General features: G+C 60.2%; 13 protein-coding genes. 8 read left to right on the plus strand and 5 right to left on the minus strand.

Going from position 1 to position 14861, the window contains the following annotated elements; translation table 11 throughout:
• Nucleotide 1: 1 nt before the first annotated feature.
• The 4 genes from SIAM614_RS21315 to SIAM614_RS33335 all read left to right on the plus strand — a co-directional run bounded on the left by SIAM614_RS21315 (nt 2) and on the right by SIAM614_RS33335 (nt 5685).
• Nucleotides 2-895 carry a DMT family transporter gene (locus SIAM614_RS21315; protein ID WP_006937793.1) on the plus strand — a complete coding sequence of 298 codons (894 nt, stop codon included), beginning with the start codon at nt 2-4 and terminating at the stop codon, nt 893-895.
• 783 nt (nt 896-1678) lie between these two features.
• Nucleotides 1679-3319, plus strand: a complete 1641-nt coding sequence (locus tag SIAM614_RS21320) for a methyl-accepting chemotaxis protein (protein WP_208984064.1) — start codon at nt 1679-1681, stop codon at nt 3317-3319.
• Between the two features lie 385 nt (nt 3320-3704).
• Nucleotides 3705-4799: an HD-GYP domain-containing protein gene (locus SIAM614_RS30755; protein ID WP_006937796.1), complete on the plus strand. Its 1095-nt coding sequence runs from the start codon at nt 3705-3707 to the stop codon at nt 4797-4799.
• Nucleotides 4774-5685: a methyl-accepting chemotaxis protein gene (locus SIAM614_RS33335; protein WP_006937798.1), complete on the plus strand. Its 912-nt coding sequence runs from the start codon at nt 4774-4776 to the stop codon at nt 5683-5685. The genes SIAM614_RS30755 and SIAM614_RS33335 overlap by 26 nt, the downstream gene beginning before the upstream one ends.
• A gap of 96 nt (nt 5686-5781) precedes the next feature.
• On the opposite strand, the gene SIAM614_RS21335 is transcribed toward SIAM614_RS33335, so the two are convergent.
• From SIAM614_RS21335 to SIAM614_RS21345, 3 genes are read right to left on the minus strand one after another with little or no spacing between them, the layout of a single operon-like run.
• Nucleotides 5782-6804 carry a substrate-binding domain-containing protein gene (locus SIAM614_RS21335; RefSeq protein WP_229597990.1) on the minus strand — a complete coding sequence of 341 codons (1023 nt, stop codon included), beginning with the start codon at nt 6802-6804 and terminating at the stop codon, nt 5782-5784.
• Nucleotides 6805-6860: 56 nt separating this feature from the next.
• Nucleotides 6861-7889 (minus strand): ABC transporter permease, encoded by a 1029-nt coding sequence (locus tag SIAM614_RS21340; RefSeq protein ID WP_006937802.1) that lies wholly within the window; start codon nt 7887-7889, stop codon nt 6861-6863.
• Nucleotides 7886-9424, minus strand: a complete 1539-nt coding sequence (locus SIAM614_RS21345) for a sugar ABC transporter ATP-binding protein (protein ID WP_040440765.1) — start codon at nt 9422-9424, stop codon at nt 7886-7888. The genes SIAM614_RS21340 and SIAM614_RS21345 overlap by 4 nt, the downstream gene beginning before the upstream one ends.
• Before the next feature lie 137 nt (nt 9425-9561).
• Here SIAM614_RS21345 and mtnK point away from each other — a divergent pair, with 137 nt between their 5' ends.
• Genes mtnK through SIAM614_RS21365 form a run of 4 tightly spaced genes read left to right on the plus strand, consistent with a single transcriptional unit; the run spans nt 9562 to nt 13607 of the window.
• Nucleotides 9562-10824, plus strand: coding sequence for an S-methyl-5-thioribose kinase (gene mtnK / locus SIAM614_RS21350; RefSeq protein ID WP_006937817.1), 1263 nt, complete (start codon nt 9562-9564; stop codon nt 10822-10824).
• Nucleotides 10821-11930 (plus strand): S-methyl-5-thioribose-1-phosphate isomerase, encoded by a 1110-nt coding sequence (gene mtnA, locus SIAM614_RS21355; RefSeq protein ID WP_006937818.1) that lies wholly within the window; start codon nt 10821-10823, stop codon nt 11928-11930. The genes mtnK and mtnA overlap by 4 nt, the downstream gene beginning before the upstream one ends.
• Nucleotides 11927-12946, plus strand: a complete 1020-nt coding sequence (locus SIAM614_RS21360) for a sugar-binding transcriptional regulator (RefSeq protein WP_006937819.1) — start codon at nt 11927-11929, stop codon at nt 12944-12946. The genes mtnA and SIAM614_RS21360 overlap by 4 nt, the downstream gene beginning before the upstream one ends.
• Nucleotides 12939-13607: a class II aldolase/adducin family protein gene (locus SIAM614_RS21365; protein ID WP_006937820.1), complete on the plus strand. Its 669-nt coding sequence runs from the start codon at nt 12939-12941 to the stop codon at nt 13605-13607. Before SIAM614_RS21360 ends, SIAM614_RS21365 begins: the two co-directional genes overlap by 8 nt.
• Nucleotides 13608-13620: 13 nt before the next feature.
• Here SIAM614_RS21365 and SIAM614_RS21370 read toward each other — a convergent pair whose 3' ends face one another.
• Both SIAM614_RS21370 and SIAM614_RS21375 read right to left on the minus strand, forming a co-directional pair.
• Complete coding sequence (locus SIAM614_RS21370; RefSeq protein ID WP_040440766.1) at nt 13621-14124, minus strand: DinB family protein; 504 nt, start codon at nt 14122-14124, stop codon at nt 13621-13623.
• A 22-nt stretch (nt 14125-14146) separates the two neighbouring features.
• Nucleotides 14147-14806, minus strand: coding sequence for a carbonic anhydrase (locus tag SIAM614_RS21375; protein WP_040440793.1), 660 nt, complete (start codon nt 14804-14806; stop codon nt 14147-14149).
• Between the last annotated feature and the right edge of the window lie 55 nt (nt 14807-14861).

The raw sequence follows: 14861 nt of genomic DNA on the forward strand, positions 1-14861 counted from the left end.
GATGTTTCTCTATGAAGCCGCAGCCCTCGGCGCGGCAGCCCTGTGGGCACTGACCGGACTGCTGTCCACCGGCCCCGCCCAGCATCTTGGCGCCATTACCTTCAACTGTACCCGCATGGTGCTGGTGGCATTGATGCTGAGCATCTGGGTGTTCCTGACCACGGGTTGGGGTTCCATCGATGAAACGCAGATGCTGCCTCTGATCCTGTCCGGTTTCGTCGGCATCTTTTTGGGCGATACCGCCCTTTTCCTGACACTGAACCGCATGGGCCCCCGCCGGACTGCGATGCTGTTCTCGCTGAACGCGCCGATGTCGGCGATCCTCGGCTGGCTGCTCTTGAACGAGGACCTGAACGCCTCGCAGATGGTCGGCATCGGCCTGACCTTTCTGGGCGTGCTGCTGGCCATTCGCTTCGGCAAGCGCAAGTCCCAGCTTCACAAATGGGAAAACATCAAGGGCCCGGTGTGGATTGGCGTGCTTCTCGGCCTCGCCGCGGCGCTGTCCCAGTCGATCGGTTCCCTGATTGCCCGTCCGATCATGGAAACCGGCGCTGACCCGGTTGCCGCCTCCAGCATTCGTGTTGGCGTTGCAGCACTGGGGCTGCTGCTCCTGACACGCCTGCCGGTCCGCTGGGTAAAGCCGGCGGGAGACTTCACGCTGCCGGTCGTCGGCCTGATCGCCATTTCAGGCCTGCTCGGCATGGGTCTCGGCATGACGCTGATCCTGTTCGCGCTTTCCGGCGGAGAAGTCGGCATCGTTGCAACCCTGTCGGCGACGACACCGGTCCTCTTGCTACCGATGATGTGGTGGAGAACGAAGGAAGCACCGGCTCTTGGCGCCTGGGTGGGCGCTGCCGGTGTCGTTGCGGGCAGTGCGCTCCTCTTTGCCAGTTAGGCACGGAGAACAAGGCCTGTCACTATCAGGACACCATCAAGGATGGGGAATATGGGAGCCGGCTTAGAACCAGTACGTTGCAGCAAGCTGCAAGCGGGTTGTGCCGATCTCGACCGGCTCCCTAACGCCAGTATCAATGTATCATAAAAACACCCGAAACTAAGTTCGAGGACCGTCCACCCCCCGAGAAGGCAACCGGCAAAAATACTTGACTGACACCCGAGCGCTACGTTTCAGCCTAAAAAGCTTCACCACTCGGAGCAGCCAAGGTCATCTTATGCCCCTGCGTAATATCTACTATTCCCCAAATGGGGAATGCCCAGTCACTTTCTTGCAAAAAGTGCCTAGGGAGGTCTTTACAGCGGATGGGAAATGGTTCTGGGCGGATCTCGTTTCTGCAAGGCAAGGAGTACGCCGATAAAGGCAAAGCCGCCCTACGTGCTCTGTTTTTTTCAAGGTCCCCTCCCGCCGAATGAACCTTCCCGCGTGCATCAACCCTGCGTCAGGAACGCGACCTCGCAGACGTGTCGCTGCCCAGATCCAGCCGCCCAGGAAGAACGCACAAAAAGAAGAAAAAAACACATCCGCAAGAGCCGCGAGATTACAGTAAAGCCCTGAAGATGACTGCGGCAATTAGATGAAATGGCCTTCATTGTTAATTTACGAAAATCATTAAAAATAAAAGCAATGTTGACGCTGGGGGAAGCTATGAAGGATTTCTTGTCTAAGTTGAGCGTGACTTCGACGCTTGCAATTATTTCTGCGGGCGTTCTTGGAGTTTCGATGATCGTTGTGGGCTTTATCCTCTACGAGGTAGCCCTGGGCCAGGCGCAGGATCGCGCACAGGTCAAGCAGGATATCAACCTTCGTGTTGCTGCTACCCTTTTTGAGGACCGTATCGACGGAGCGAAGGTCACCTGGGACGCAAATAGCAACGTCCAGCGGATAGAACTGTCCGAAATGCCGGTGTTCGAAAGCCATGACATGATCGACGCTGTCGGGCGCATGACAGGTGAAACCGCGACTGTTTTTGCATGGGACCCTGAAACCAAGGATTTCTGGCGCAAGACCACCAACATCATCAAGGGTGATGGCAAACGGGCGGTCGGAACCCAGCTTGGCCAGAACGGCGCGGTTTATCCCGTCGTAACACAGGGCAAGACCTTCCACGGCCAGGCCACCATTCTCGGCAAGGACTATTTCACGGTCTATCAGCCGATCTTCTCCACCACAGGCGATATTCTCGGCATTCTTTATGCCGGCGTTGAAAAGGCCGCGGTCGAAGCGAACGCCTGGGAGCTGACCAGCCGCTACGCGATGCTGGTGCTGCCGGTCGTTGCCGTTTCGGTGATCCTCCTCATCCTTGCCATCCGCCGCCAGCTCCGCCCGATTACGAGACTTGCCGAAATCACCGATCAGATTGCGCAGGATAACCTTGCTGATGAAGTCCCCTTCAAGGAGCGCTCCGACCAGATCGGCACGCTGGCCCAGGCCGTCAGCACGCTGCGGGACCGGGCTGTCGAGCGGATTGAACTGACCGAGCAGCAGCGCACGTCCGAAGCCGAGGCCATTGACCGGCAAAACCGGGTTCAGCAGTTGATTGAATCCTTCCGGACCAACGTGTCCAACGTGCTCAACTCGGTCAATGAAACCGTGCAGGGCCTGGAAGGCACCGCAGGTCACCTGTCCGACCTGTCCGGCCAGAGCGCTTCAAGTGCGACCGAAACCCTGAACTCTGCCGATGAAGCGACCTCGAGCGTTCAGACCGTGGCCAGTGCCGCGGAAGAACTCTCCGCCTCCATCAGCGAAATCTCCCGTCAGGTGGCACAGACAACGGAAGTTGTTGGCCGTGCAACCGAGGGCACCCGCATGACCAACGAAAAGGTGGAAGGCCTTGCGGCTTCCGCTTCCAAGATCGGCGAAGTGGTGACCCTCATTCAGGCGATTGCGGAACAGACCAACCTGCTGGCGCTGAACGCCACCATTGAGGCGGCACGCGCTGGCGAAGCCGGCAAGGGCTTCGCGGTCGTTGCGGCCGAGGTGAAGGAACTGGCGACCCAGACCTCCAAGGCAACCGAGGAGATCAGCGCGCAGATCACCGCCATTCAGGACGCGACCAAGGACTCGGTCGGTGCGATTGCGGAAATCACCAAGATCATGGAAGAGGTGAATTCCTACACCAGCACCATCGCCGCAGCCGTAAGCCAGCAAGGCTCGGCCACCGGCGAGATTTCGCAGAACGCCCAGAACGCTGCCGAAGGCACAACGTTCGTGTCCTCCTGCATGTCGGACCTCTCCAGCGCGGTCAATCAGACGTCGCAGGCTTCCCAGTCGGTTCTGGACGCCTCGGAACTTCTGTCTTCACGCACGGAAGAACTGAAACAGGAAGTGGAAACCTTCCTGAGCGGTGTCGCGGCCGCCTGAGGCTTTCAGCAAAAGACATTTCCCCTTCAGAAGGCGCGGTTCCCCCACCGCGCCTTTTTGTGTCTGGCAGCATGTCCACCAATCCAGGCACACAAGGGAGTGGAACCATAAATGAAAGCGAATTTGGGCTTTTGCGGGAACTGAAGCAGGCTGCAGCTTCCTCCGCCGCTAACCGCTTGTGCATCGCACAAAGAAATAACCGGAGCGTCCGAAGTTTCTCAGAAAAAATGCCGCAAAGAGCGCTTAAGAAAATATTCCTTCACTCAAGTCACAACAATGCCTGCGTATTTTCACCTGCAACTTATACTCAGTTTTTTTTAGGTTTTTTTAGGTTTTTTCTACAATTCTTGACTCGACCCAAAATTGTTTCAGATGCCGACTAATCATGGTTCAAATTTTAATTGCGGCAGTAGATTTCGGAAATTTTCCATCGCGATTTGCGAAGATAGCGACTCTTTATCCAACGAAACGAATTATCTTTTCCGAAGCCAACTTTCGAAAGATCAAGCCGCGCACGCTTCTACTGGTCGATTTTCTTGATCTTGGACCTGCCCAGATCGATATTCTGCGGGCATTTTCCAGAAGCGGCCATACCGTCCCGACACTCGGCATTGTCGAGACAAAAAGCCGGCACAATGTGCTGCAGGCGCGCGAACTGGGCTTCTATAATCTTATCGACCGCGAGGAAAAATTCTCGATCCTGTTCGAAAAGATACGGGAAGTCCTCGGCGACTATTCGAAGCCAACGCTCCCCAGCCGGTTTTCCGAAAAGATCGTCAAATCGGTCGAAACCACCAGCATGGGTTTGAACCTGATGTCGGCGGCAGCTCTCACCGGAGCGCCATTGCCGATGCGGTTTCTGGCGACCAACGCTCAGGACATAACCGCCGCGATCATGACGGAAGGTCTCGACAACTGGCTGAGCGCGGTCCAGTGCCACCACAGTCACACCTTTTGCCACACGATGATGGTTGCCGGGCACACGGTGTCTTTTTCACAATCGCTCGGTCATTCCGAAACGGAGCAGACGTTGCTTGGTCTTGGTGCGCTCGCGCATGACCTCGGCAAGGTCAAGATTCCGCTTTCAATCCTGGACAAGCCAGGCAGGCTGACTCGGGAAGAACGTGAACTGGTCAACAAACACCCGCAATACAGCGAGGAAATTCTCGCATCGCGGCAGGAAGTCCCCAAACAGGTTGTCGAAATGGCCCTGTGGCATCACGAGTTTCTGGATGGAAGCGGCTATCCGAACGGCCTGAAGGGAAATCAGATCCCGGAGACGGTCAGACTTCTGACGATCAGCGACATCTACTCTGCCCTCACCGAAAAACGCGCCTACAAGGAAAGCCTGAGCCCACGACAGGCCTTTGCGGTCATGTTCGAGATGAATGGCAAACTCGATATGGATCTTCTGCGTAAATTCCGCGCCCTCGTGCTGAGCTCCGAATTCGGCCATGTCCGCCGCAGGGCCACGGCCTGAGACTGGCAAATATCAGTCAGGCGAATTCAAGCGCATTGGCAAAAACGGCCGCGAAGTCTGGATCCAGGCGACCTACAATCCGATTTTGGATTCCACCGGCCGTCCCTTCAAGGTCAAGAAATTCGCGACGGACCGCACGGCGCAGGTTGTCGAGCGGCGCCGCCGGGCTTCGGTTCAGGAGAGGATCGACCAGGACCTGTCGGAGATCGCCACTGCCATCTCCAGCACGACGGAACAGGCCAACACCTCCGCGTCTGCGTCGGAGCAGACCTATTCAAGCGTGCAGGCGGTTGCGGCCGCAGCCGAAGAGCTCGTTGCCTCGATCCGGGAAATCAGCCGTCAGGTTCAGAACGCGCTTGAGGTGTCTCAAAGCGCAGCAACCGAAGCCGAGCGGTCCAGCGGCATCATGAGCGGCCTGTCGGAAGACGCCAAAACCATCGGCTCGGTGATCGAACTGATCAACGGCATTGCAGACCAGACCAATCTTCTGGCCCTCAACGCAACCATCGAGGCCGCGAGGGCAGGCGAGGCCGGCAAGGGCTTTGCGGTGGTTGCCTCCGAAGTGAAGAGCCTCGCCGCGCAGACCAGCAGGGCGACTGAGGAAATTTCCAACCAGATCGGGTCCATGCAGGAGACCACCGGCCAGGCGGTTTCGGCAATCGAGTCCATCCTGGAGGTCATCAGAAACGTTGGCGAAATCGCTGCCAGCATCGCGTCCTCGGTCGAGGAGCAGTCGGCGGTGACGAACGACATTTCCTCCAACATACATTCGGCGGCGCAGGATGTGGAACGCATCAACACCAACATGAAGTTCATTTCCACGGCAACCGCCCAGATCGACGTGGCCACCAAGAATGTGAAACAGGCCTCTCAATCCCTGATGTAAGTCGCAGGAGCACGGCGGCTGACCGCCGGCAGATCTGAACAACAAAAAACCCGGTGCCTTGGCACCGGGTTTTCTTATGTTTTATGAACGCGGCTCTCAGCGGGCCGGAAGCGGGATCCACTCGGCAACGGACACGTCTGCATGCTGGAACTGCGGCATCTTCTGGCCCAGTTCTTCCATGTTCTTGACGTCCTGCTCATTGAGGAACTCCTGGGTGATCAGGGTCGGCGGAACGACAACCTGCTTGCCCGGGTCTTCACCGGCCAGCATCAGGGCCAGCGTACGCACGCTGACTTCACCAACCACCGCCGGGTTGGTTGCTACCGTTGCGGCCCAGGCCGAATCCGGTTCGCGCATGGCGGAGATATCGGCCGTGGAAACATCCGCGGAATAGATGTCGATATCCTGGTTGAGACCGGCCTCATCGACCGCGATCTTCACGCCCTTGGCAAATTCATCGTAAGGGGCGAAGACGACGCTGATGTTCGGGTTGGCCTGCAGCACCGAACGGGCCTGGTTGGCGACGGAGTTGGCAATCGGGTTGTCGAGCGTGCCGAACATGGCCGCTTCCTTGATGCCCGGATTGGCTTCCTTGACTTCCTTCCAGGCGACGTCGCGGCGGTCCAGCGGCGCAATGCCCGGCACATAGACATAGCCGGCGGTAAAGCTGTCGCCATTGTCCTTGATCGCCTGTTCCAGTGCCAGCTTGCCGAGCAGGTAGTCGGACTGCTCGATCTGCGGGATGGCATCGTTTTCAACGTTGACGTCGAAAGCGACGACCTTGATGCCCGCATCGACGGCGCGCTGTGCGGCAGCCTTCATGGATTCGGTCAGGCCGTGCTGGATGATGATGCCGTCGACACCAAGCGCTATGGCCTGGTCGACCATGTCGGCCTGAAGGGCGGCATCCTGACGGCTGTCGAGAACGCGCAGGTCAACGCCAAGGGCAGCGGCCTGCTTTTCAACACCCGACAGATAGGACTGGAAGAAGTCGCCGGTGGACAGATAGCGCACCAGGGCGATCTTGACGTCTTCCGGCTTGTCGAAGGGGGCCGGCATGTCGGCTGCGAAAGCCGCTCCGCCGGAAAGCCCGATCCCGGCGGCAACCGCCAGCTTCATGAATTCACGTCTCAGCATTTGTTTTCCTCCCAATGGAAACGGCGCCATTCAGGGCGTCACGCTGTTCTCCTGCCACCGCGGCGCGACGACAGGTAGAATGTGAAGACAAGGGCGGCGACGAGTACGGCGCCCTTGACGAAATCCTGCATGTAGTAAGGGGCATTCATCATGGTGAGCCCCTGAAGAAGAATGCCGACGAACAGCGCGCCTGCGGCCGTGCCGAAGGCATTCGGACGGGCAGCGCCCAGCACCGCGAAGCCGATGAGCGCAGCTGCAACGCTGTCGAGCAGAAGGTTGTTGCCGGAGGCAATGTCGCCGCGGCCAAGGCGGGCAGCCAGAAGAATACCGCCGACCGATGCCAGCATGCCGGAAATCATGTAGGCCACGATCTTGTAGCGCTGCACGTTGGTGCCGACCAGTTCGGCGGCCCGTTCGTTGGAGCCGATGGCATACATCAGGCGGCCATGCCGGGTGTAGCCCAGGAACAGCCAGATCAGCAGCGCGATCAAAAGGAAGACCACCACCGGCACCGGCAGCAGCCGGTCCAGGAACAGGTCGAACCGATGCCGGCCAAGCCACAGGAACGCCTCGGAGAACGTACCTTCCGCGACAACGCCTTCGCCCAGGCTCATCCCGGTCGCGATCGAGTTGCCCTGGGTCGGTATGCGCTGCAAGCCGATCAAGAGGAACATCATGCCGAGCGTTGCCAGGAGATCAGGCACGCGCATCTTCACGATCAGGAAGCCGTTGATCAGCCCGACAACCGCCCCCATCACCAGACAGAGCGCAACGGCCACAAAGGCGGATTGCTCCAGCACCACCATGGAATAGGCCGACAGCATCAGCGCAGATGTGGCGACCGAGCCGATGGACAGGTCGAACCCGCCCACCACAAGCGTGCAGGTGACCCCGAGAGCCAGAATGCCGGTGATGGCCACCGATTGCAGGATGAAGACCGCCGAACGCGGGCTGGCAAAGCCGCTGGCATAGAGACTGAAGAAAAGCGCCAGTCCGCCGAGGAGGACAAGGAAGCCGTAGCGGATGGCAAGTTCGAGCGGGTTCTTGTGCATTGTTCCGGTATTCATCCTGCCATTGCCTGCGTTGCCGCCTCGCGCTTCCCCTGCCCGCTTGCCGGGCCGGAGACATCCGCGACCAGACGGTTCAGGTCGACGTTCTTGTTGATGTATTCGCCGACAATCGCGGCTTCATGCATGACGACGATGCGGTCGGCGATTTCCAGGGCTTCGTCGATTTCCGCCACAAAGACCAGCGTCGTGCGCCCTTTCGCGGTCTGCCGGATATAGTGACCAATGTCCCGCCGGGCGCCGATATCGACCCCCTGGAAAGGTTCGTCCAGCAGCAGCACGCGGCTTGCTTGCAACAGCCAGCGGCCGATCATGACCTTCTGCTGATTGCCACCCGACAAGGTGTTGATGCCGTCACTGTTGCCCTGGCAGACGATGCCGATCTTGTCGATCATGTCATCGGCCGCCCGGCGCTGCCCGCGTTCGCTCAGGAAAGAGAACCGGCTGAACGCGCCGAGGAACGGCAACGTCATGTTGTTGGCGATGTCGAAGTCCGGAACCACGGCATTCACGCTGCGGTCCTTGGGCGACATGAAGACACCCTTGGAGACAGCGTCTTCAGCGCTTTTCGGCGTGTAGGCCTTGCCGTCCAGCCGCAAGCTGCCGCCCGCCGGTTTCGCAAGGCCAAAAAGCACTTCTGCCAGTTCCGTGGTACCGCTGCCGAGCAGGCCCGTCAGGGCAACCACTTCGCCTTCGCGGGCGGTCAGATCAATCTGCGGCCCATTCTCGAAAAGACGAATACCATCGACTTCCAGAATCGGATCGCCGCCGGCCACCTGATCGATATCCACCTCGGTCATCTGGTGCCCAAGCATTGCGTTGACCGCGCCGACATAGTCCAGCGGCTCCGTCTCGAACAGGCCGGAGATGGCCCCGTCGCGCATGGAAACGATCCGATCGGCCACCCGGCGGATGTCCGACATGCGGTGGGAAATATAGAGAATGGCGACCCCTTCCGCGCGCAGCCGATCGATCAGCGCAAACAGGCGATCGGCTTCGGATGCGGACAGGGAAGAAGTCGGCTCGTCCAGAATGAGCAGTTTCGGCGCCCGGGCCATGGCGCGGGCGATGGCGATCATCTGGCGGTCGGCAACCTCCAGATCCGCAACGCGGGTACGCACGTCCATCGTCAGGCCCATGCTTTCGGCAACCTTGCGGGCCTGCCGGCGCAGTTTCCTGTCGTTGACGAAAAAATCCGCGCCCGGTTCGGTCAGGAGATCAAGCGTCAGATTGGTGGCGACGTCGAGATCCGGAATGACACCGTCGTCGATGGACTGGTGCACGGTCACGACGCCCTTGGAGATGGCATCGGCCGCATCGAGCGGCTTGAAGGGGGCGCCGGCCAGTTCGATCTCGCCGGCATCGGCGAAATGATAGCCGCACAGGACCTTCACCAGCGTCGATTTGCCGGCGCCGTTGGCTCCCATCAGCGCCGTGACTTCGCCGGCGCGCAGCTCCAGATCGATCCCCCGAAGCACATGGTTGCGCCCGAAGGACTTTTCCAAGCCGCTCAATTTACAGGTGACGTCTGGCACCTTTCCTCCCGATTTTGTGCGAGTTCCTCCCCCGCTTGTCATCGTTACAACACGCTAAATAGGCATTTGTCAACTGTGTTGACTTTTGAATAATCTTGACCATTATCGGGGCAAAATAGGGAGGAACAAGACCCAAGATGAACACGCCAGACCTCTATCGGCCCCTGACACCGGAAACGCTCGGCGAGAGACTTTCCGGGATTTCCGCGGTCGCGGACAGGATCGGAGCAGACCCGTCTGACTGGACCGTTCGCGAAGTGGGCGACGGCAACCTGAACCTCGTCTTCATCGTCGAAGGCTCCAAAGGCACGGTCATCGTCAAGCAGGCACTGCCCTATGTTCGCCTGGTCGGCGATAGCTGGCCGCTGCCGCTTTACCGCGCGCTTTACGAGAACCATGCGTTGGTGCGCCAGGCTGCGCGCGATCCGGGCGCGGTGCCGGAGGTCTATCACTTCGATGAAGACCAGGCGCTGATCGTCATGGAATACCTCTCGCCCCACAAGATCCTGCGGCGCAAGCTGATCGACGGTGAAAAGGTCGCCGGGCTCGGCGCTTTCCTCGGCACCTTCTGCGCCCGCACGGCGTTTCGCGGCTCGGAACTGTCCATGAAGAGCGGCGACAAGAAGGCCGATGTCAGCCTGTTCGCCGGCAATGTTGAAATCCCTGCGATCACCGAGGCGCTGGTTTTCACCGACCCCTACTACGCTGCAAAGATGAACCACCACACGGAAGGTCTCGACCCCGTTGTGGCGGACCTGCGCGCCAACACCGCCCTGAAGGCAAAGGTGCAGCGCTTCCTGATGAAGTTTGCCTCCAACACCGAAACCATGGTGCATGGCGACCTGCACAGCGGCTCCATCATGTCCACGGACAGCGACAGCTGCGTCATCGATCCGGAATTCGTGCAATACGGCCCGCTCGGGTTCGACATCGGCATGCTGACAGCCAACTTCCTGATGGCCTATTTCAGCCAGCCCGCTCACCGCAGCGCGGAAGACGTTGACGATTTCCAGGAATGGATCCTGTCGGTCATCACCGAAACCTTCTCCGCCTTCGAGGCCGAGTTCACACACCTTTGGAACACCGAACGCACCGGCATGCTTTATCCGGCTTCCCTGTTCGAGGATCAGGGGCAGGCGTCCGATTTCGCCTGTGCCGGTCTTCTTGAGGAAATCCGCACCGAGGCCATGGGCTATTGCGGCATCGAGATGCACCGCCGCACCCTGTCGCTTGCCCATAATGCCGATTTCGAGGAAATCGAGGACCAGCAACTGAAGCGCCGTCTGGAAACACGCAACCTGCTCATGGGCGCCGACCTCATCCTGTCGCCTGAAAGTTACGGCTCGGCCGATGCGCTTGTGAAGCTTGCGCGCCAATTCAACAAGAAGGACATCCCATGAAGGTCAACGGCACTCATTACCGCTCGCTCTGGTGGGATGACGACAAGGCCGCCCTGCAGATCATCGATCAACGCTGGCTGCCGCATGAATTCCGTATCCAGCAGGTCGACACGCTCCAGGATTTTGCCGATGCCATCGTCGAAATGCGCGTGCGCGGCGCACCGCTGATCGGCGCGACCGCCGCCTACGGCATGGCACTTGCCGCAAAGATCGATCCGTCCAACGCTCACCTGGACAAGGCCTGGGAGTTTCTCGACAAGACCCGGCCGACTGCCATCAACCTGCGTTGGGCGCTCAACCGTTGCCGCGCGCATCTGCTGCCCCTGCCGGAGGCAGACCGGGCGGAAGCCGCGCTGAAGCTGGCACATGAAATTTCCGACGAAGACGTCGGCATCAACCACAACATCGGTCAGAACGGTCTTGAGATCATCCGCAAGATCGCAGCGGGCAAGAAGGACGGCGAACCTGTTCGCATCCTGACCCATTGCAACGCCGGCTGGATCGCAACCGTCGACTGGGGCACGGCGACAAGCCCGATGTACCAGGCGCATGACGCCGGCATTCCGATCCATGTCTGGGTGGACGAAACCCGCCCGCGCAACCAGGGCGCCCTCACTACCTGGGAGCTGGGCAGCCACGGCATTCCGCACACCTACATCACCGACAATGCCGGCGGCCATCTGATGCAGCACGGCCTTGTCGACATGGTCATCGTCGGCACGGACCGCACCACCCGCCGCGGCGACGTCTGCAACAAGATCGGCACCTACCTGAAGGCGCTGGCCGCAAAGGCCAACAATGTGCCCTTCTACGTCGCGCTGCCCTCACCGACCATCGACTGGACGGTGGATGACGGCGTTGCCGAAATTCCGATCGAGGAACGCCAGGAGCGCGAAGTCACGCACATTCAGGGGCTGACGGACGAGGGCAAGATCGGCGTCGTGCAGGTGACACCGGCCGGCACGCCGGGCGGCAATCCCGCCTTCGACGTTACCCCGAACCACCTGGTCACCGGCCTGATCACCGAACGCGGTGTCTGCGAGGCCAGCGCCGAAGGCCTGGCCGCTCTCTTTCCGGACCTCAGCGGGATTGCCAAAAGCGCATGAGCCCGGGCCCGACCAGCTCCCGGCCTTCCGGCACCAGGGCCGCGGCACCCGCCGCGGCCACAAGGGCACGCAGCCAGGACGATGCCATCATCGAGGTCACCTGGTGCTATTACCAGGAAGGCATGAACCAGAACGAGATCGCCGAACGCCTCGGCATCTCGCGGGCGACGGTCGTCAACTATCTGTCAGAAGCGCGAAAGCGCGACTATGTCCGCATCACGCTGGATACGGACATCTTCCGGGAACATGATCTGGCCCGCCGCCTGGTCGACCGCTTCGGCCTGCAGGACGCCATTGTCGTTCCCTCGTCGCCGGCCGGGGCAGACCAGTCGCTCGACCGGGTGACCCGGGTGGTCGCCGACTGGCTGCCGGGCCTTCTGGAACCGGGCGATCGGCTCGGCGTTGCCTGGGGCGAGACGGTGTATCGGGTTGCGGAAGCCGCCCCCCGGGTGACCGTGCCGGATCTAACCGTAGTTCAGCTCGTCGGCTCGCGCCCTGCGGCACTCGGCTTTGCCGCGGAGACCTGTTCGGCAACGCTTGCCCGCCGCTATGGCGCGCACTGCGTCAACCTTCATGTGCCGCTGCTCTTGTCCAACCGGGCTCTGGTGGAAGAGCTGAAGCAGGAACCGGTGATCCGCATGCAGCTTGACGCGGTGGCCGACTGCAACAAGACCATCTTCGCCTGCGGCACCTGCACGGCGGACAGCCACGTCGTCCATACCGGCCTGCTCGACCCCTCCGACATCGACCCTTGCGCGGAACGCGGTGCCATCGGCGTGATCTGCGGCCGCCTGATCGACCATGACGGCAACGGCCTCAACCGGGAAATCGAAGACCGGATGATCGCGGTTACCCTGGACCAGATGCGCGGCAAGGACATGGGATTGCTGGTCGGCTCCGGACCGGACCGCGCGAAACCCATGCTGGCGGCCCTGCGCGGCGGTTATGCCACCCACATCGCCACCTGCTCGGAAACGGCGACAGAAATGCTCAATCTGACGGAAGACAATGCTTAAGACGCCTTATCAGGACACACCCGACCTTCGCCAGGCCATCATCGATGCCTGCAAGGAAATGAACAGCCGCGGCATCAACCAGGGCACATCGGGCAATATTTCCGCACGCGCGGGCGACCGGATGATCATCACGCCCTCCGGCGTCCCCTATGACCGTATGACCCCGGAGATGCTGGCTTCCATTCCGCTGGATGGCGATGGCGGCTTCGATGGCCCGCTGCCGCCGTCAACCGAATGGCAGTTCCACCTTGCCTTGCTCAGAGCAAAACCGGACATGCATGCGGTCGTCCATGCGCATCCGGTCCACTGCACGGCGCTGGCGATCAACCGGATGGAAATTCCCTCCTGCCATTACATGATCGCGCTTTTTGGCGGCGACACGGTTCCCCTGGCAGGTTACGCGCTGTTCGGCAGCGACGAACTTGCGCAGGAAGTGACCGGCGCCATGAAAGACCGGCACGGCTGCCTGATGGCCAACCACGGCGCTGTGGTTGTCGGGGAAACTCTCGAGAAGGGGCTCTGGCGTCTGGAGGAACTGGAAATCCTCGCCAAGGCCTACATCCTCAGCCGCACGATCGGGTCGCCGCACATTCTTTCCAGCGCCGAAATCGATGCGGTGCTGGGCGCGGTGAAGAACTACGGCATGAAGACGGAAGTCTGAACCGGCTTGCCGATCACACAAGATCGGGCATGAACGGCAGGTCGGTGACGCCGATGTCGTGCCCGGCCTGCGTCAGCAGCGTCGACACCTGGCCGCGATGATGGGTCTGGTGGTTGAACATGTGGGTGACGAGCAACCAGCGCGGCCGGGATCGGGTGATACGATCCTGGCCGCTGGTCCATTCCTGATCCTCGGCCAGCCAGTCCATGGTCAGCCACTCGGCAAAATCGGAAATCTGCAGGCACATGTCGAAATGTGCGGCTTTCAGCTCGTCGAAACTCTCGTAGAGATCGACGCCCATGCCCTTGATGTCGTATTTGCGACCGGTGAACCGGCCCATCCAGGCTCTGTCGGCAAACAGGATGTGATTGAGTGTCGAATGCACGGACCGGAAAAAGGCTCCCCGGTCCGCCTTGCGGTCTTCATCGCTCATCTGGTCCGCGGCAGCATAGACTTTTTCGGTCATCCAGCTGTTGTATTTGGCCATTCGGCGATAGAGCGTCGGATCGATGAGCATGAATTTTCTTTCCTGGCTGCGCTTATCCCGCCGCTTCGAGAACACTCGGGGCAGTGGTGGAGAACCTCTGCGTATCGGGATCCATCACCCGCAGCTCACCGGACCCGATGTCGAACCAGGAGCCATGCAGGCTGAGCGTGCCTTCCTGCACCGCTGCCTCGATGAACGGGAAGGTCATCAGATTTTTCAGGGACTGCCGGATACCGGCATATTCCATGGCAAGCTGCGGATCGTCCGCCTTGTCCACCGGCATGCAGGCCATCGCGATGGCCGCCGGTTCCAGAAGCTTGATCCAGCGCCCGATAAACTTGCCGGTCGCCATGGGCGCGTTGGCGTTTTCCCGGAAGGCTTTCACACCGCCACACTGGCCATGCCCCATGATGACGATGTGCTTGACCCTGAGGCTGTTCACCGCGAATTCAATCGCCGCGCTGGTGCCGTGCTGCCCTTCGGTGTCCTCGTAAGGAGGCACCAGGTTGGCAACATTGCGCACCACGAACAGCTCCCCCGGCCCCACGTTGAAGATGCCTTCGGGTGTCACGCGGCTATCGCAGCAGGAAATCACCATCACGTCCGGCGTCTGGCCATAGACCGCCAACCGTTCATGGGTTTCCTTGTACCTGACGAACCCCTTGTTGAGGTAACGGCCGTAGCCTTCGAGAAGATGTGCGGGGAAAGTCAAACTCAAGTCTCCAGCTCTTGTGACCCGGACCCGGCTGCCTGCGCCGCAAACGGGC

This window comes from Roseibium aggregatum IAM 12614 (genome assembly GCF_000168975.1).
In the GTDB taxonomy this organism is placed as follows: Bacteria; Pseudomonadota; Alphaproteobacteria; order Rhizobiales; family Stappiaceae; genus Roseibium; species Roseibium aggregatum.